This is a genomic window from Nocardioides alpinus, assembly GCF_900112035.1.
Lineage (GTDB): Bacteria > Actinomycetota > Actinomycetes > Propionibacteriales > Nocardioidaceae > Nocardioides > Nocardioides alpinus.
The window spans coordinates 34,835-51,560 of sequence record NZ_FOKC01000007.1 but is presented as its reverse complement, the minus strand read 5'-3'; the positions used below and the strand labels follow the sequence as shown (position 1 = coordinate 51,560).

Below are 16,726 nucleotides of genomic sequence, written 5' to 3'. Positions count from 1 at the left end.
GGTGGGTGCGGGGCGGTGATCAGGCGGGGGTGCAGCCCGACCGCGCGACAGGAACGCCGCGCGGCCGGGCTGACTCAGGTGCGGTCAGGCCTTGCGGCGCTTGGCAGCGCCACCGATGCCACCGATGAGGGCCAGGAGGCCGACACCGATGAATGCCATCGAGCTCTGACGGTTCGGGGCGATGCCCTGGAGCACACCGCCCTCGTTCGACGACTGCTTGGCCGAGCCACCCGCGGACGGGTGCGGGTCGGCGTTGCTGCCACTGGCCGGGAGGGCCAGGTAGGGGAACGTGCCACTGAACGCGGCGTCGTTGGCGTCGACACCGTCACCGAGGTCGTTCGCCGAACCGACGAGCTCGCCCTCGACGACCTGGAGCGCGATGTCGATGACGTCGTCACCGAGTCGACGGCCGTTGGGGAAGCCCTGCGTGTCGCCACCGATCACACCGAGCCGGTTGGGCTCCGCGGTGACGGGGGTCGACATGTTGAGGCGCAGCATCTCGCTCGGGGTGACCTTGCCCTTGGCCTTGTTGAGGCCCTTGACGCCCGTGAGGAACACCGACACGAGGTCGTTGCGCGGGGTCGCGGGCGCGTCGATGCCGTAGACCGACTCGATCAGCTTGGGCAGCTCGGGGTTGGTGACGTACTTGAGAGCCACTGCGTCACCGGTGGGCTTCAGGCCGTTGAACGCGTCCTTGAGCTTCAGCGGGATGACGACCTCGTTGACCAGCGGGTTGCCCAGGCGCGAGACCTGGACGTACTTGCCGTTGGTCGACTTCTTCTGGGTGGTCGTCCACGTGCCGATGACCGGGTTCTTCTTGGCGTTGCCCTTCTTGGCAACCCAACGCTTCGGCACCTGGAGCGCGACGGACTGGACGTTGAAGCCGGCCAGGGTGTCGTCGCCGGCCTCGGAGAGGTCACCGCCGTAGAGCAGGTCGAAGACGCGCAGGTCGAGGAAGAACGGGTCCTCGGCCTGACCGGCGAAGGACTTCACGTTCTTCGCCGGGCTGGTCGTCGCCTGCGCACGCAGCGCGGCGTAGTTGGGCATGGACGCCTTGCCGATGTTCGACGGGGCGACCCGCTTCTTGTTGACGATCGTCTTGGTCTTGCCGTTCTTCGCGATCCTGACCAGCTTGTAGGTCTGGTAGTAGTTCAGGTTCTTGTCCGTCAGGGACGTGACCGGACCGGTGGCGGCCAGGAACGTGTCCTTGGTGACGTAGTGGTCCTTGAAGGTCCACCGGAACGTCACGTCGGGCTTGGCGTCCGCGTTGTTGTCGACGTGGATGTCGTACTGCGCGTCGGTCGCGAAGCTGTAGAAGTTCGGACCACCGGCCGGCTCCTCGAAGGGCAGCCAGTTGGCGACCAGGGTGACGGTCTTCTGCGCCTCAGGACTGCGGAACGCGTAGAGGTCCGTCCCGTCGTACTGGGGCGTCCCCGCGATGAGTGGTGCCTCGCGGTGACTCGATGCGGTGGCGGCGAGCGGGCCGAGACCGGCGAAGCCGACAGCTGTCAGCAGTCCGCCGGTGCAGGCCAGGGCAATCGCCCCGTGCCGCTTGGTGGGTCGTGAGCGGTTCATCAGCAACTACTCCTTGTGTTGGCCCGGGACGCGGGTCGTGCGTGCGCCGATTCGGGCACCCGAGACTCCGTGAGTGGGCCGGGGTGAGAGGTGTTCGGAGTCACAACAGAAGTGGATTGGTAGAGAATGCGCCTGTGAAGGCCATCGACCGGGAGATCCTGCGCCTCGCCGCTCCCGCCTTCCTCGCCCTCGTCGCCGAGCCGCTCTTCCTGCTCTCCGACGCCGCGATCGTCGGCCACCTCGGCACCCCTGAGCTGGCCGGACTCGGCATCGCCGCGGTGATCCTGCAGACCGTCGTCGGGCTCTGCGTCTTCCTGGCCTACGGCACCACGGCCAGCGTCGCGCGCCACCTCGGGGCCGGTGACCTGAGGGGCGCTCTGGCCCAGGGGGTCGACGGTGTCTGGCTGGCGATCCTCATCGGCACGCTCGCCACCGTCGGCGGGATCCTCGCCACCCCGGCCCTGGTCGGGGCCTTCGACACCGGGCCCGAGGTGGCCGAGCAGGCCGAGACCTACCTGGCCATCGCCTTCCTCGGCACCACCCCGCTGCTGGTCATGCTCGCCACGACCGGAGTGCTGCGCGGACTGCAGGACACCCGTACGCCGCTGCTCGTGGCCGTCGCCGGCAACGCCCTCAACATCGCCCTCAACGTCCTCCTCGTCTACGGCCTCGACCTCGGCATCGCGGGCTCGGCGATCGGGTCGGTGGTCGCGCAGGTGTTCTCGGCAGCCTGGCTGGTCGCGGTGGTCGTACGGGCCGCCCGCGAGCACGACGCCCCGCTCTCGCCTGACCGGGCAGGGATCCTCGCTGCCGCCCACGCGGCGGTCGCCCTCGTGATCCGCACGCTCGCCCTGCGCGCGTGCCTGCTCGTCGGGACCTACGCCGTCACGCGTGTCAGCACCCAGGGCACCGACGTCACCCTCGCCACGCACCAGATCGCCATCACCCTGTGGACGTTCCTCGCCTTCGCGCTCGACGCGATCGCCATCGCGGCGCAGGCGCTGACCGGACGGGCGCTGGGCAGCGGCGACGTCGAGAGCACGCGGCAGCTGACCCGACGGATGATCCGCTGGGGCTGGGGCAGCGGGATCGTCGCCGGCCTGGCCCTCGCAGCGGTCTCGCCGTTCATCGGCGCGCTCTTCACCAGCGACCCCGAGGTGCTGGCCCTGCTGGTGCCGGTGCTGCTCGTCGCGGCGATCGCTCAACCACTGGCCGGGGTGGTCTTCGTGCTCGACGGCGTGCTCATCGGGGCGGGCGACGGCGCCTTCCTCGCCTGGGCGGGCCTCGTGGTGCTGGCTGCGTACGCCCCGGCCGCCCTGTGGGCGGCCACGCTGCCGCACGGGCTCGTCGCGGTCTGGATCGCGATGAACGTGGTCTTCATGGGGGCGCGCGGGCTCCTCCTGTCGTGGCGCGCTCGGGGCGACCGCTGGCTCGTGACCGGCGCCTCGGTGTCTGGCTAGGCCGCGATCCCCGGCCTGGGACAGTCGGGCGGGCCCAGCGGTGGCAGCCCCGCTCGCTCCTTCGTCATGTCCGGAACGCCATCCGTCCGCCGGGCGTCCCACCGGGGTGATGACCGCGTCCCTGCGCCTGCCCCTGTTCGTGGGATCCCTTGTCATGCTGGTGGCGTGCGGCGCGCAGACCGAGCCGCCGAGTGCCGAGGAGACCACCGTGGAGCCGACCCCGTCAGCCAGCCCCGCCCCCGGCACGGATGCCGTGGGGTCGGCGGTCGGCGACCTGGCCTCCACCCTCGCCGTGGATCCCGCCTCGGTCGAGGTCGTGTCGGTGGAGGAGGTCACGTGGCGCGACGGCAGCCGCGGGTGTGCGCAGCCGGGGATGGCCTACACCCAGGCGCTGATCGACGGATCACGGATCACGCTCCGCGCCGACGGCCGGACCTACGAGTACCACTCCGGTGGCGGCCGACCGCCCACGCGCTGCGAGAAGCCGACCGAGTAGGTCCAGCCCCCCACACACGACCGCCTCCGCGCGGGTGCGCCAACGCCGACGGCCCGCCGCCTCCGAGGAGGCGACGGGCCGTCGAGTGGTGCTGGGTCAGTCGGCGATCAGGCCGGAACGACGTTGAGGGCCACCGTGGCGGACACCTCGTCGTGCAGTTTGACCGACACCTCGTGGGCGCCGAGCGACTTGATCGGGTTGACCACGACGATGGTGCGTCGGTCGACCTTCTCGCCCGAGACCTCGCCGATGGCGTCGGCGATCTCCGAGGTGGTGACGGCGCCGAACAGGCGACCACCCTCACCGGCGCGGACCTTCACGTTGACCGCGTTGGCCTCGAGCTTGGTCTTGATCTCCTTGGCGTGGTCCTCGTCGCGGGCCGCACGCGCGGTGCGGGCCGACTTGATGGACTCGATGGTCTTCTCGCCACCACGGCTCCAGCGGATGCCGAGGCCACGGGGAACGAGGTAGTTACGGCCGTAGCCGTCCTTGACCTCGACCACGTCGCCGGGGGCGCCGAGGCCGTCAACTTCCTGGGTCAGGATGAGCTTCATGTCTCGTGCTCCTCTCAGCGGCCGGTGGACGTGTAGGGCAACAGAGCGAGCTCACGCGCGTTCTTGACGGCGATGGCCACGTCGCGCTGGTGCTGGACGCAGTTGCCGGTCACGCGACGGGCGCGGATCTTGCCACGGTCGGAGATGAACTTGCGGAGCAGGGTGGTGTCCTTGTAGTCGACACCGGTCGCCTTCTCCTTGCAGAACTGGCAAACCTTCTTCTTGGGCTTGCGCAGAATTGCCTTGGCCATTGTGGTGCTCCCTTTCAGTGAGCCCGGCCCTGAGGCAATCAGGGACGGAATGGTGGGTGTGTGTCTTGGTCGATCTTCCGGATCAGGCTGAGGGGTTTCGACACGCCCTTGTCACGGCTTCGCGAGCTCAGCCGTGGGGCTGCTCAACCTGGCGGATGTCACTGCCTCGCAAGCTCGGCAGTGATCCGCTCATCATCAGAAGGGGGGCTCGTCGTTCCCGCCGGAGACCCCGGGCGTCGCCCACGGGTCCTTGGCGGGCGCGGACGGGGCGCCACCCTGCGGCTGCGACTGGGGCTGTCCGCCCCAGCTGCTGTTGCCGCCACCCTGCGCGGGCGCGGGGCTGGCCCACGGGTCGTCGGCTGCCGGCGCGGACTGACCGCCGCCGTTGCCGCCGCCCGAGTAGCCACCGCCACCGCCACTGCCGCCGGAGTAGCCGCCACCGCCGCCGGACCGGGTCGTCTTGGTGACCTTGGCCGATGCAGAGCGCAGCGACGGGCCGACCTCCTCGACGTCGATCTCGAAGACGGTGCGCTTCTCACCCTCGCGGGTCTCGTACTGACGTGACTTGAGGCGACCCTGGACGATCACGCGCATGCCCCTCTGGAGGGACTCGGCAACGTTCTCCGCGGCCTGCCGCCAGACGGCACAAGCGAGGAACAGCGTGTCGCCGTCCTTCCACTCGTTGGTCTGGCGATCGAAGGTGCGCGGCGTCGACGCGATCCGGAAGTTGGCCACGGGGGCCCCCGAGGGGGTGAACCGCAGCTCCGGGTCGTCGACGAGGTTGCCGATCACGGTGATGGTGGTCTCGCCTGCCATGTCAGGTCTCCTCAGAGCTCAGAATGTCCTGCTGATCCGGGGGGTGCTCCCGGTGTGCTGCCCATCAAACAGGCAGTCACCGACAGCGGGAAGTGTCTATCCACAGATGCCCGGGGGCGATCAGTGGGCGTCGGGACGCATGACCTTCGTGCGCAGGATCGACTCGTTCAGCGTGAGCTGGCGGTCGAACTCCTTGACCGTCGCGGGCGTGGCCGTCAGGTTGATGACGGCGTAGATGCCCTCGGCGTTCTTCTTGATCTCGTACGCCATCCGGCGACGACCCCACACGTCGAGCGACTCGATCGAGCCACCGTCCTTGCGGATCACGTTGAGGTACTTGTCGAGCGAGGGCTCGATGGTGCGCTCGTCGAGACTCGGGTCGAGGATGACCATCACTTCATAGGCACGCATAGCGGTCTCCACCTCCTCTGGGCTAGAGCGGCCACGGGCTTTCCGTGGCAGGAGGGACTGTGCGTCCGTGGTGCGCGTTATCGATGGCGCTCCACGGTCAAACGTCGCCCGAAGGCAACCGGGGAAGACTACCAGCGGCGCGACCGCGTGCTGGCATCGTCGTACGACGGGGGGACGGGGCCCGGTGTCAGTCGGCTGCACGCCGCACGGCGGCGAGCACCAGCCCGGCGATCGAGGCGAGCAGCGCGAGCCAGTAGCCGAAGCCGTGGCCCTGGTCGATCATGTCGCAGACACCGCCCATCAGGCCGCTGTCGTCGCAGTCCCCGCCGGGCGTCACGAACAGCGCCAGCAGGGTGCAGAAGGCAGCGATGCCGAAGAGCGCCAGCACCGTCGTACGGACCGGGACCGGCAGTGCGGCACCGAGGATCCTGGCGACCAGGACGCCGGCGCCGGCCAGCGCCGCCAGCGCACCGAACCAGCCGAGGAAGCCGTGCCACGCGGTGGCCGACTCGCTGCCGAAGCCCTCGACGGACACCGTGTAGTAGGGCAGCAGGGAGCCCAGGAACACGAGCACCCCGGCGCCGATGGTGCCGAGGTCGAGAGGGTCGGCCGTCTTCAGCGTCGCCACCGCGTCGGCCGAGGTCGATGCGGGCGGGGTCGATGCGGGCGGGGTCGATGCGGGTGGGGTGGACGACGTGGCGGGCTCGGGCGTCGGCTCGGGGGTGGGCTCGGCGCCGGGCGTGGGCGTGGTGTCGGACATCGGTGGTTCTCCCCCAGTGGGGCCCCGCAGTCGGGACCAGTTGGTCATGAGACTCGCGCACCTCCGGTGACCGCGGCAATACGGCTGGCACCACGGTCCGGTCCGGACCCTGTGGACGACGCACCGCCGGCGCCTGGGGATCGGGCTAGCGTCGGCGGGTGCCCAGGGCAGCACTGACCCGCGCCTCCGCCGTGGTGGCGGGGCGCTACGTCCTGCTCGACCAGATCGGTGTGGGCGGGATGGGCTCGGTGTGGCGGGCCCGCGACCAGCGGACCGGGTGCCTCGTGGCGGTGAAGGTCCTCGGGCAGCACAGCTCGGCGCTGCTGGCGCGATTCGTGCGCGAGCAGGCGATCCGGGTGCGCCACCCCCACGTCGTCGCGCCGCACGGGTGGGCCGCCGAGGACGACCTGGTCGTGCTCGCCATGGAGCTCGTGCCGGGCGGGTCGGTCGCCGACCTGCTCCGTGAGCACGGCCCGCTGGACCCCGGCACCGTCGCCCTCCTGGTCGAGCAGCTCCTCACTGGGCTGACCGCCGTGCACGGCGCCGGGCTCGTGCACCGCGACGTCAAACCGGCCAACCTGCTGCTCGAGGCGACCGGGCACGAGCCCCCGCACCTGCGGCTCGGCGACTTCGGCGTGGCCGCTCCCGTCGCGGACCGGCGGTTCACCACGGTGCCCGGGGCGATCGGCACCGACGGCTACATGGCGCCCGAGCAGGCCCGCGGTGCCCTGCCGGAGCCGACGCAGGACCTCTACGCCGTGGGGCGGGTGGCCCTCGAGCTGATGACCGGTCTGCCGCCCGCGCGCCAGCGCGAGGTCCCGTCCCACCCGCTGCGGCCGCTGGTGGAGCGGCTGCTGGTGCCGGATCCCGAGCAGCGACTGGCCACGGCCGAGGCGGCGCTGCGGCTACTCGCCAGGTTGTCGGTGCCGGCGGCGGACCCTCCCCCGGTGCCCGATCGCCTCGGACCGGCGCCGCGCGGTCGGCGTACGACGGGGGCGGGCCGGGTCGCCGACGTCGACTGGGCCGGCTGGGGAGCGGTCGTGGCCCTGACCGGCGTGGTCGTCGGGTGTCTGTGCGTCCTCCTAGGCTGGCCTCCATGAGCACCCAGCTGGCCGTCGGCGCCCACGTCGAGCAGACCGACCCGATCGCGGAGGCCGTCGCGCGGAAGACGTCCCTCGTGCAGTTCTTCCTCGGTGACCCGCAGTCCTACAAGGGCCCCGAGATCCGCTACGAGGGTGGCGCCGAGGCGCTGCGCGAGGCGGCCGCTTCCGCAGGCGTCGACCTCTACGTCCACGCCCCCTACATCGTCAACGTCGCGACGACCAACAACCGGATCCGGATCCCGAGCCGCAAGCTGCTCCAGCAGCACATGGACGCCGCCGCACAGATCGGGGCCAAGGGCCTGATCGTCCACGGTGGTCACGTGGGCAAGACCGACGACGCTGCGGTCGGCTTCGACAACTGGCGCAAGGCCATCGAGGCCACCGACCTCAAGATCCCGCTGCTCATCGAGAACACCGCAGGAGGCGACAACGCGATGGCGCGCCACCTCGACCGGATCGCCGGCGTCTGGGACGCGATCTCCGCGGCCGAGGGGTCGGAGCAGGTCGGCTTCTGCCTCGACACCTGCCACGCCTGGGCCGGCGGCATCGACCTCGGCGACGCGGTGGACCGGATCCGGTCCATCACCGGTCGCATCGACCTGGTGCACGCCAACGACTCGCGCGACACCTTCGACTCCGGCGCCGACCGCCACACCAACTTCGGCCAGGGCCACCTGCCCGCCGACGAGTTCGCGGGGGTCGTGCGCGAGGCCGGCGCCCCGGTCATCTGCGAGACCCCGGGAGGGGCCGCGGAGCACCTGGCCGACTTCGCCTGGCTCCGCGACCATCTCTGACGGCTGGCCCGAGGCTCAACCAGCAGGAGTGGCGATCACGACGACGTTGCTCAGGTAGGCGGTGCCGTCCCAGTCCTCGCAGGTGATCAGCACCAGCCGTGCCGCGCCATGCTGCTCGAAGATCTCCGCGCTGTCGCGCGCGAGCTCGCCCCGGCCCAGGACCCGTACCGAGTCCACCTCGTAGGTGATCGGACCACGATCGGTCCGCACCACGACGTCGTCGCCCGGGACCACGGTCTCGAGGTCGTCGAAGGCGCCACCGCCGGTGTGCACGGTGTGCCCGGTGAGGACGGCCGATCCGACCGACGCGCCGGGGCGGGCACCCTCCGACCACCACCCCACCTGCTGCGGGTCGGCCGGCGGGGTGAGCGCCCCGTCCTCCAGCCCGATCGGCAGGACCGGTGCCGCGACGTCCAGGACAGGTACGTCGACGCCCGCGGGCCGACCGCCGCGCGACGACGCGACAGGTGACACCGCTGACGCTGGTGTGGACGACGGTCGTGGTGCGGCGGACGGTCGCGCCTCGATCTCGGCCGTCGGCGTCGCCGCTGAGGGTGCGGGGTCGCCGCCGCCGGCTCTCCCCAAAGAGCCGGCGGCCAGGAGCAGCGCACCCGTGACGAGCACGAGTGCCGCCACCCCGAGCAGCGCGGTCCTCAGGGGACCGCGCTGCCGACGTGTGGGATCAGCCACGGGCGCGGATCCACCCCAGGCGGGCGGTCACCGCACCGAGCAGCACCAGCATCAGGCCGAGCAGCGACTCGGTCGTCGAGACGCCCGCGGGGCTCGCTGCCGCAGGGCCGGCCACGCCGGCGTTGACGGCGGTCGGCAGCTCCTGCTGCGACTGGGGCTGAGCCTGCGACTGCGGCTGGACCTGCGGCTGCGAGCCACCGTTGCCGTTGTTGTTGTTGCTGCTGTTGTTGCCGAACGCCTGGACGCCGAGGACCTCGGGCTGCTGCTCAGTCTCCGGCTCGGTCTCCGGCTGGACCTCGGGCGTGCTCGGGGTCTCCGGGGTGGTGGGGGTCTGCGGCGTGCTCGGGGTGCCGGGCGTCTCCGGGGTGCCGGGCGTCTCCGGCGTGGTCGGGCACACCGCGTCGTCGACCGCGAGGTCGAAGACCGTCTGGGCCTGGTCGAGGGTGTACCCGGCGGCCGCGGAGACCGTCACCTGGATGGACGTACCCAGGTCGACGGGCGTGAAGACCACGTTGGCAGGAGCCGTGCTGAGGACCTCGTTGTCGGGCCCACACGGGTCCGTGAGGGTCGGCGTCCCGGTCACCTTGATCGGCTCCACCACGGGCGGCGGGCCGTCCGGGGCCGGGCAGTCGTCGATGGTGGGCTCGTCGCCCTGGCCCCCGCCGCGGGTGGGCGAGACAGCGATCACGATGGAGCGGCCCTGCCCGTCGGCGAACTCCTGGCCGATCAGGTCGCTCGCGGGCTGACCGGTGTAGATCGGGATCGCGTTGACGCTGACCTCGATCGGGTTGTTGCCGGTCTGCAGGCGCTCGTCCACGTCGGGGGTGCCGACGTACTTGCAGACGAAGACCTTCTCGGGCTGACCCTCGGACGAGGCGGACGAGGTGGCGTTGGCAGGTCCCGCCATCACGCTCATGGTGGCGCCGGCGAGCAGGACGGCCGCGCCGGCAAGCGGTGTGTGGCGGATGCGGTGCGTGGTGGACATGGTTCTCTCCCCAAAGGTGACCGGGCGGCGCGGTCGCGCCGTTGTCGGTGGTGGACGTCGGCGCGGTGGCGCCGGGTCAGGTGCCGGGGAGGCGAAGGTCCCCAAGCACCCTCGCGATTCCCCGACGGTGGTTGAACGCTGGATGACATGGCGGGCTACGGGCGAATAGCTCGTTCTGACCACTCTTGAGGGCACCTTGAGTCGACTTAGAGGATTGCTTGAGGAAAAAGTTCTGTTCGGCACGCAACCAAACCCGCAGCACCGACGTCTCTAGTCACAAGGGACCAGACATGTACGGGGGTCGTGTCTGGTCCCTTGTAACCTCTTCGGGGTGACGACACCCCTGACGCTGCGCCCGATCTCGGCGCAGGAGCATCGCGATTTCGTTGCTGGCCGGTCGTCCGCCAGCTTCCTCCAGACGCCCGCCTGGGCGACCGTCAAGGCGGAGTGGCGCGCCGAGTCCGTCGGCTGGCACCGCGGCCCCGAGCTGGTCGGCGTCGGGCTGGTGCTCTACCGCCAGCTGCCCAAGGTCAGGCGCTACCTCGCGTACCTTCCTGAGGGACCGGTCATCGACTGGTCCGGGGACGATCTCGAGGCGTGGCTCGCCCCGCTCGTGACGCACCTCAAGCGCGAGGGCGCCTTCGCCGTCCGGATGGGTCCGCCGGTCGTCACCCGGCGCTGGTCGGCCGAGCAGGTCAAGGCCGGGATCGCCGACGAGTCCGTACGCCGGCTGGGCGACGTACCTCCGTTGGAGCGCTCGCAGGAGGGCGCGTGCGTCATCGCGCAGCTGCACGAGCTGGGCTGGCAGCAGCAGACGGCCGAGGGCGGCTTCACCGCCGGTCAGCCGCAGTTCAACTTCCAGATCCCTCTCGTCGACGAGCAGGGGCAGCCGCGCTGCGAGGCCGACGTGCTCGCGGGCATGAACCAGCTCTGGCGCCGCAACATCAAGAAGGCCGACAAGTCGGGGGTCGAGGTCACCCTCGGCGACCGCACCGATCTCAAGGCGTTCCACGACCTCTACGCCCACACCGCCGAGCGTGACCACTTCACGCCGCGGCCGCTGGCCTACTTCGAGACGATGTACGACGCCCTCCACGCCGAGGACCCGGACCGGATCCAGCTCTGGCTGGCCCGCCACGAGGGCGACCTGGTCGCGGCCACGATCGCGATCCGGGTCGGCACCCACGCGTGGTACTCCTACGGCGCGTCGTCCACGGAGAAGCGCGACGTACGCGGCTCCAACGGCGTCCAGTGGGCGATGATCCGCCACGCCCTCGACGCCGGCGCGCACGTCTACGACCTGCGCGGCATCACCGAGACCCTCGACGCCGACGACCCGCACGTCGGGCTGATCCAGTTCAAGGTCGGCACCGGCGGCCAGGCCGTGGAGTACGCCGGGGAGTGGGACCTGCCGATCAACCGGGCCATCTACAAGGCGTTCCAGCTCTACCTGGCGCGGCGGGGGTGAGGGATCGATGAGTCTCACCCTCACCGTCGACGGCGAGCGCTGGCGCACCCACCTGCTCGCCACCGCGACGAAGTCCCCGGGCATCGTCCCGGTGGCCAAGGGCAACGGCTACGGCCTGACCCTCGGCCGGCTTGCCCGCCGCGCGCAGTGGCTGGCCGAGCACGCGGACGAGACCGGCGCGCCCCTCGACCTGCTCGCGATCGGCACGTACGACGAGCTCGACCAGGCGGCCAGCCGCTACGACGGCGACCTGCTCGTGCTCACCCCGTGGCGGCCGTTCGGCGCGGCCACGACCCTCGACGAGCGGACCGCCGCACGCGTCGTGCACACGGTCAGCCGTCCCGAGGACCTCGCCGGGCTGCGCGAGCACGACCCGGGTGCCCGCTTCGTGCTCGAGCAGCTGACCTCGATGCGACGGCACGGGATGAGCCGACGTGAGCTCGCCGCCGCTGCGGACGCGCTGCGGGCGGAGACCGGAGGCGGGCGCAGCGGGCTGCGCGGCGTCGCGATGCACCTGCCCCTCAACACCACCTCCCACCTCGGCGAGGTGAGCCGCCTGATCAACGACATCGTCGCGTCCGGCCTGCCCACCCGCACGGTCTTCGTCTCCCACCTCACCCACGACGAGCTCACCCGTCTCGCGACGAGCTACCCCGACTTCACCGTGCGCCCGCGCATCGGCACCGACCTCTGGCTCGGCGACCGCGGCGCGCTCACGGTGAGCGCGACCGTGCTCGACGTGCACGACGTGGAGCGCGGCGACATCTTCGGCTATCGCGGCCGCAGCGCTCCCAAGGGCGGCCACATCGTCGTCGTCAGCGGCGGGACGGCGCACGGCATCGGTCTCGAGGCCCCGACCGGCGACCAGTCGCTCAAGGCCCGGGCCGCGACCCTGGCCCGAGGTGGCCTGGACGCCGTCGGGTTCGTCCGCTCGCCGTTCTCCATCGACGGCAAGCAGCGGCTCTTCGCCGAGCCGCCGCACATGCAGGCCTCGATGCTCTTCGTGCCCTCAGGCGCGCGCGTGCCCCGCATCGGGGAGCAGGTTGACGTCCGGGTCCGCTTCACCGCGACCGACTTCGACCACGTCGTGATCACCTGACCCGGCGTCGCGCAGGACCGCCCACACGAGCCAGGCGAGCCCGATCACCCTCAGCAGGATCGCCAGCCAGTAGGCCCGCGCGTCGTCGGTGATCGTCGGCACGAGCGACTCGCCGACGTACCAGCCGGTGATGACCCAGCCGAGCAGGTGCAGCCCCTGCCAGACCAGGAGGTCTCGCCAGCGGCGTAGGGCGATCGCGGCCAGCGGCAGCACCACCAGGGCGTGCTCGGGCGGTGCCGACGGCGCCACGACGAGCGCGGCAGCGACCATGACGAGGCCCGCGCTCGCGACCGTGCGGGCACCGGTGCCACCGGAGCGTCGGACCAGCCAGACCACCGCGGCCGCTGCGAGCGCCAGGACGACGAGCTGCACCGCCCACCGGGTGGTGCGTGCGCCGCCGACCCCGCCCTGCTGCAGCAGCAGCCAGATCGAGCCGATGTCCGGTGCGTCGAGCCGGGCGCGGCCCGGCAGGGTGATGAGGACGTGCGCCGCCGCTGCCGCGAGCAGGGCGTCGACCCGGTCGCGGGGCCGACCGCCCACCGCGATCACGCCGACGAAGGCCGCCGCGACCGGCAGCACGAAGGCGCCCGCGATCCCTGCGCCGACCCCGGCCAGCCAGGCACGACCGGTGGTCCAGCCCCAGAGGAGCACCGCCACTCCGACCGCGGCGATGAGCTCCCACGACAGCCAGTGGACCAGCAGCACCGGGCTCATCGCCCAGCCGGCCGCGGCCCACGGACGGCGTACGTCGACCCGCACCAGCAGGGCGGTGGCCACCAGGGCCAGGGCGGCGAGGAGTACGGCGAGAGCCGCCGTCGTCGCGACCGTGCCCGAGCCCGGGAGGAGACCGGCCAGACGCGCGAGCCACGAGGTGACGTGCGGGGGCGAGCCGGCGTCCACCGACGTGCCGGCGAGGTCGGTCCAGCAGAGCTCGGTGAAGGGCTGCCGGTCCTTGCCCCAGGCCGACGGCACGCAGGCGGCCTTGCTCACCATGCCTGCGGCCAGGACCACCCCGGTCGCGCCGAGCAGGACGCGGGAGGCGTTCCACCAGCGGTGGCCGGCGGCGTGCTCGCCCAGCGGCCCGCCCACGACCGCCGACATCACGGCGACCACCGGGTCGGTGCGGCTGGGTGACTCGTGCGCGCCGTGCGGGTCCACGGGCGCGCTCAGGGACGAAGGTCGGGCTGCTGCTGGCGGGGCTGGAAGCGCCCGACCGGCGTCGTCGGGCTCTCCGTCGGGGTCGGGGGCACCGGTGTCGTCGGCGCCTCGGTGGGCGTCGGGACGGGCGTCGGCACGGGCGTCTCGGTCGGCGTTGGGACCGGAGTCTCGGTCGGGACCGGCGTCTCCGTCGGGGTCTCGGTCGGAGTCTCGGTCGGGGTCTCGGTCGGCGTCTCGAACGTCTCGGTCGGAGTGTTCGTGGGCTGCTGGGTCGGCTGCGGCTGCGAGGGCTGGGGCGGGGGCGGGGTGTAGTCGTCGGACCCGTCCGGTGCGTCGCCGTCGACGTAGACCGGCTCCGGGAACTCCTCGATCTCCTTGCCCTCCATCACGCGCTGCATGATCGAGGTCCAGGTCTTCGCGGGGTAGTTGCCGCCGAAGTAGCCGGAGCGGCCGTCGGAGCTGGTCGGCAGCCACAGGTCGGCACCGTCGGGACGGAGCACGTCGAGGCCCTCGCGACCCTTGCCCCGGACGTACATGACGGCGGTCGAGACCTGCGGGGTGAAGCCGACGAACCAGGACGAGGACACGTCCCCGTCGTCGTTGGTGGCGGTGCCGGTCTTGCCGGCCGCGGGCCGCTCGAGGGCGAGCGCCTCGGAGCCGGAGCCCTGCTCGACGACCTGCTGCAGGGCGTAGGTGGTGTCGGCGGTGATGTCCTCGTCGACGGTGCGCTTGCTGCGCTCCTCGGCCTCGTAGAGGACCTCGCCGCTCTTGTCGACGACCTTCTGCACGACGTGGACCTCGTTGCGGGTCCCGCCGTTGGCGATCGTCGCATAGGCGTTGGCCATGTTGATCGGGCTGACCTGCGCGGTGCCGAGGGTGACGCCGACGTTCTCCTGGAAGTCGATCGAGCGGCGCGGGATCCCCCAGCGCTCGGGCTCGTTGCCCGGGATGCCGAGGTCCTCCGCGGCCTGGATGACCTTCTGCGGCCCGTCCTCCATCGAGTCGACCATGTCGACGAACGCGGTGTTGACCGAGTTCTCGGTGGCGGTGATCATCGAGACCGCCGAGCCGTAGTCCTCGTCGCCCTGGTTCTCGAACTCGGTGCCGGCGATGTCGATCGGGCTGTTGCCCTCGAAGGTGTCGTTGAGGGAGAAGCCGTCGCGGATCGCTGCCACGTTGGTGGCCGCCTTCATCGTCGACCCGGCCATCCCGCCGGCCTCGGCCCAGTTGATCTGGGAGTCGAGGTAGTCCTGGCCGCCGAAGAAGCCGAGGAGCTCGCCGGTCCGGGTGTCCACGGTCGCGGCAGCGACGTGCAGGTCGGCGTTGCCGGCTTCCCCGGGCATGCCGGCGTCGGGGCGCTGCTCCTCGACGGCCTCCTCGACGTCGGCCATGACGGCGGGGTCGAACGTCGTGGTGATCCGGAGGCCACCGCCGTCGATCTCGTCCTCGGACGCGATGCCGCGGTCCAGTATCTCGCGCTTGACCAGCGTCAGCATGTGGCCCTTCTGGCCGCCGTACTGGCTCTGCACCGCCACCTTGGGGAACTTGGGCAGTCGCTTGAGCGCCTGGTCGCGCTCCTCGGTCGTGATGCTGCCGAGGTCGGCCATGCTGGTGAGGACGTACTCGTAGCGGACCTTCAGGTCGGCCTTGGCCTGCTTGCCGTTGGCCGGGTCGAACTTCGCCGGGTTGTTGAGCACGGTGGCCAGCACTGCCGACTCGCGGAGGCTGAGCTCGCTCGCCGGGTGGTCGAAGTAGGCCTTCGACGCCGCCTGGATGCCGTACGCGCCGCGCCCGAAGTAGATGGTGTTGAGGTAGCCCTCGAGCACCTCGCGCTTGCTGAGCTGCTGCTGGATCTTCAGCGAGACGATCGCTTCCTTGATCTTGCGCTTGTAGCTCTGCTCGCTGGTCAGGTAGAGGATCTTGACGTACTGCTGGGTGATCGTGGACGCGCCCTGGCGGTCGTTGCCGCGGGCGTTGGAGAAGAGCGCGCGCAGGATGCCCTTGGGGTCGATGCCCTTGTCGGTCCAGAAGGACTGGTTCTCCGCGGCGACCACGGCGTCCTGGATCGACTGCGGCATCTCCGCCAGCGGGATCGACTCGCGGTTCTGGTCCTCGTAGTAGGTGCCGAGCTGCTGCTTGCCGTCGCGGTAGTAGACGAAGGTGGTCTGCGCCTGGAACGCGGAGTTGGGCGTGGGGATGCTGATCGCCTGGTAGAGCACCACCACGACGCCGCCGAGGACGAGCACTCCGACCACGCCGATGATCGCCAGGACCTTCGCGATCTTGGCCGCGCGCTGCCGGCCGGTGCGCTTGGACTTGGGCCGTCGGGTCTGTGCCGGCCCTGTGGCCCTCCGCTTCGCACTCACCGGGCAAGCGTACGGGGAGTGGAGCGGCATCCCTGATTCGTCACCGGTGGATATATCGGTACGATAGGTCACATGGCACGCCGTGGAGACACCATCGAGCTGGCAGTCCTCGGACTGCTGCACGAGGGACCCATGCACGGCTACGAGCTGCGCAAGCGGCTCAACCTCATGCTCGGGTGGGGTCGGGTGCTGTCCTACGGCTCCCTCTACCCCGCGCTCAAGAAGATGCTGCGCGCCGCCCTCATCACCGAGGTCGCCGCCACCACGACGCCGACCAGCCGTCGCCCCCGCATCGTCTACGAGGTCACCGAGGCCGGGCACGACGAGTTCCACCGGCTCATGTCCGAGGTCGGGCCCACGGCGTGGGAGGACGACAACTTCGACATCCGGTTCGCGTTCTTCTCCTCCACCGACATGGAGATCCGCCTGCGGGTCCTCGAAGGCCGTCGCTCCCGGCTCCAGGAGCGCCTCGCGCGCGTCCAGGGTGACCTCGAGCGGACCCAGGCCGAGGTCAACCGCTACGCCGCCGAGCTCCAGCGCCACGGCGTGGAGTCGGTGGAGCGCGAGGTGCGCTGGCTCTCGGACCTGATCAAGGCCGAGCGCGGTGACGGCACCCCCGCGCCCGCAGCACCCGCCCCCGCACCAGCCACCCGGGCCCCCGGCACCGCCGGTCTCCCGCCCACGAACGACTGACACCAACCAGCCAGCCACATGGCCAGCACAGAGAGAAGGAGAACCCC

At 71.1% G+C, this 16,726-nt stretch carries 17 protein-coding genes; 7 read left to right on the top strand and 10 right to left on the bottom strand.

Translation table 11 applies throughout. The features are described 5' to 3' along the window. Nucleotides 1-84: 84 nt before the first annotated feature. A complete protein-coding gene (locus BM127_RS14530) occupies nt 85-1,575 on the bottom strand; it encodes a DUF4331 domain-containing protein (protein ID WP_091199589.1) in 1,491 nt (496 codons plus the stop codon). Between the two features lie 134 nt (nt 1,576-1,709). On the opposite strand from BM127_RS14530, the gene BM127_RS14525 reads away from it, so the two are divergent. Then, a complete protein-coding gene (locus BM127_RS14525; protein WP_231263451.1) occupies nt 1,710-3,035 on the top strand; it encodes an MATE family efflux transporter in 1,326 nt (441 codons plus the stop codon). A 109-nt stretch (nt 3,036-3,144) separates the two neighbouring features. Then, nucleotides 3,145-3,531: a hypothetical protein gene (locus BM127_RS14520; protein ID WP_091199587.1), complete on the top strand. Its 387-nt coding sequence runs from the start codon at nt 3,145-3,147 to the stop codon at nt 3,529-3,531. A 107-nt stretch (nt 3,532-3,638) separates the two neighbouring features. On the opposite strand, the gene rplI is transcribed toward BM127_RS14520, so the two are convergent. From rplI to BM127_RS14495, 5 genes are all read right to left on the bottom strand, one after another. Continuing rightward, a complete protein-coding gene (gene rplI, locus BM127_RS14515; RefSeq protein ID WP_091199585.1) occupies nt 3,639-4,085 on the bottom strand; it encodes a 50S ribosomal protein L9 in 447 nt (148 codons plus the stop codon). A 14-nt stretch (nt 4,086-4,099) separates the two neighbouring features. Next, nucleotides 4,100-4,336 (bottom strand): 30S ribosomal protein S18, encoded by a 237-nt coding sequence (rpsR, locus tag BM127_RS14510; RefSeq protein WP_056603689.1) that lies wholly within the window; start codon nt 4,334-4,336, stop codon nt 4,100-4,102. A 195-nt stretch (nt 4,337-4,531) separates the two neighbouring features. Continuing rightward, the gene (locus tag BM127_RS14505) at nt 4,532-5,152 is read right to left on the bottom strand and encodes a single-stranded DNA-binding protein (RefSeq protein WP_091199583.1); all 621 of its coding nucleotides are present in this window, start codon (nt 5,150-5,152) and stop codon (nt 4,532-4,534) included. Nucleotides 5,153-5,272: 120 nt separating this feature from the next. Beyond that, nucleotides 5,273-5,563 (bottom strand): 30S ribosomal protein S6, encoded by a 291-nt coding sequence (gene rpsF, locus BM127_RS14500; RefSeq protein WP_090968586.1) that lies wholly within the window; start codon nt 5,561-5,563, stop codon nt 5,273-5,275. A gap of 187 nt (nt 5,564-5,750) precedes the next feature. Then, on the bottom strand, nt 5,751-6,323 hold the full coding sequence (locus BM127_RS14495; RefSeq protein WP_091199581.1) for a hypothetical protein: 573 nt from the start codon (nt 6,321-6,323) through the stop codon (nt 5,751-5,753). Nucleotides 6,324-6,481: 158 nt separating this feature from the next. Here BM127_RS14495 and BM127_RS14490 point away from each other — a divergent pair, with 158 nt between their 5' ends. Together BM127_RS14490 and BM127_RS14485 are read left to right on the top strand one after the other, a co-directional pair. Next, entirely contained in the window at nt 6,482-7,423 is a 942-nt protein-coding gene (locus BM127_RS14490; protein ID WP_139227742.1) for a serine/threonine-protein kinase, read from the top strand. Further along, a complete protein-coding gene (locus tag BM127_RS14485; protein WP_091199577.1) occupies nt 7,420-8,220 on the top strand; it encodes a deoxyribonuclease IV in 801 nt (266 codons plus the stop codon). Before BM127_RS14490 ends, BM127_RS14485 begins: the two co-directional genes overlap by 4 nt. 15 nt (nt 8,221-8,235) lie before the next feature. On the opposite strand, the gene BM127_RS22870 is transcribed toward BM127_RS14485, so the two are convergent. Both BM127_RS22870 and BM127_RS14475 read right to left on the bottom strand, forming a co-directional pair. Then, complete coding sequence (locus tag BM127_RS22870) at nt 8,236-8,910, bottom strand: class F sortase (protein ID WP_231263452.1); 675 nt, start codon at nt 8,908-8,910, stop codon at nt 8,236-8,238. Then, nucleotides 8,903-9,895, bottom strand: coding sequence for a hypothetical protein (locus BM127_RS14475; RefSeq protein ID WP_091199576.1), 993 nt, complete (start codon nt 9,893-9,895; stop codon nt 8,903-8,905). Before BM127_RS14475 ends, BM127_RS22870 begins: the two co-directional genes overlap by 8 nt. Before the next feature lie 331 nt (nt 9,896-10,226). Between BM127_RS14475 and BM127_RS14470 the strand changes: the two genes are divergently transcribed. Continuing rightward, entirely contained in the window at nt 10,227-11,363 is a 1,137-nt protein-coding gene (locus BM127_RS14470) for a lipid II:glycine glycyltransferase FemX (RefSeq protein WP_231263453.1), read from the top strand. A gap of 7 nt (nt 11,364-11,370) precedes the next feature. After that, nucleotides 11,371-12,462, top strand: a complete 1,092-nt coding sequence (locus BM127_RS14465; protein WP_091199574.1) for an alanine racemase — start codon at nt 11,371-11,373, stop codon at nt 12,460-12,462. On the opposite strand, the gene BM127_RS14460 is transcribed toward BM127_RS14465, so the two are convergent. Both BM127_RS14460 and BM127_RS14455 read right to left on the bottom strand, forming a co-directional pair. Further along, nucleotides 12,373-13,620: a hypothetical protein gene (locus BM127_RS14460; protein ID WP_091199572.1), complete on the bottom strand. Its 1,248-nt coding sequence runs from the start codon at nt 13,618-13,620 to the stop codon at nt 12,373-12,375. The two genes, BM127_RS14465 and BM127_RS14460, sit on opposite strands and share 90 nt — an antisense overlap. An 8-nt stretch (nt 13,621-13,628) precedes the next feature. Then, the gene (locus BM127_RS14455; protein WP_231263454.1) at nt 13,629-15,986 is read right to left on the bottom strand and encodes a transglycosylase domain-containing protein; all 2,358 of its coding nucleotides are present in this window, start codon (nt 15,984-15,986) and stop codon (nt 13,629-13,631) included. A 72-nt stretch (nt 15,987-16,058) separates the two neighbouring features. On the opposite strand from BM127_RS14455, the gene BM127_RS14450 reads away from it, so the two are divergent. Further along, a complete protein-coding gene (locus tag BM127_RS14450; protein ID WP_091199569.1) occupies nt 16,059-16,679 on the top strand; it encodes a PadR family transcriptional regulator in 621 nt (206 codons plus the stop codon). The last annotated feature ends 47 nt before the right edge of the window (nt 16,680-16,726 follow it).

Bases quoted from the DNA above. Each gene is read 5' to 3' on its own strand.
- BM127_RS14530 (WP_091199589.1), bottom strand. From the start codon at position 1,575: ATGAACCGCTCACGACCCACCAAGCGGCACGGGGCGATTGCCCTGGCC.
- BM127_RS14520 (WP_091199587.1), top strand. From the start codon at position 3,145: ATGACCGCGTCCCTGCGCCTGCCCCTGTTCGTGGGATCCCTTGTCATG.
- rplI (WP_091199585.1), bottom strand. From the start codon at position 4,085: ATGAAGCTCATCCTGACCCAGGAAGTTGACGGCCTCGGCGCCCCCGGC.
- rpsR (WP_056603689.1), bottom strand. From the start codon at position 4,336: ATGGCCAAGGCAATTCTGCGCAAGCCCAAGAAGAAGGTTTGCCAGTTC.
- BM127_RS14505 (WP_091199583.1), bottom strand. From the start codon at position 5,152: ATGGCAGGCGAGACCACCATCACCGTGATCGGCAACCTCGTCGACGAC.
- rpsF (WP_090968586.1), bottom strand. From the start codon at position 5,563: ATGCGTGCCTATGAAGTGATGGTCATCCTCGACCCGAGTCTCGACGAG.
- BM127_RS14495 (WP_091199581.1), bottom strand. From the start codon at position 6,323: ATGTCCGACACCACGCCCACGCCCGGCGCCGAGCCCACCCCCGAGCCG.
- BM127_RS14485 (WP_091199577.1), top strand. From the start codon at position 7,420: ATGAGCACCCAGCTGGCCGTCGGCGCCCACGTCGAGCAGACCGACCCG.
- BM127_RS14475 (WP_091199576.1), bottom strand. From the start codon at position 9,895: ATGTCCACCACGCACCGCATCCGCCACACACCGCTTGCCGGCGCGGCC.
- BM127_RS14465 (WP_091199574.1), top strand. From the start codon at position 11,371: ATGAGTCTCACCCTCACCGTCGACGGCGAGCGCTGGCGCACCCACCTG.
- BM127_RS14450 (WP_091199569.1), top strand. From the start codon at position 16,059: ATGGCACGCCGTGGAGACACCATCGAGCTGGCAGTCCTCGGACTGCTG.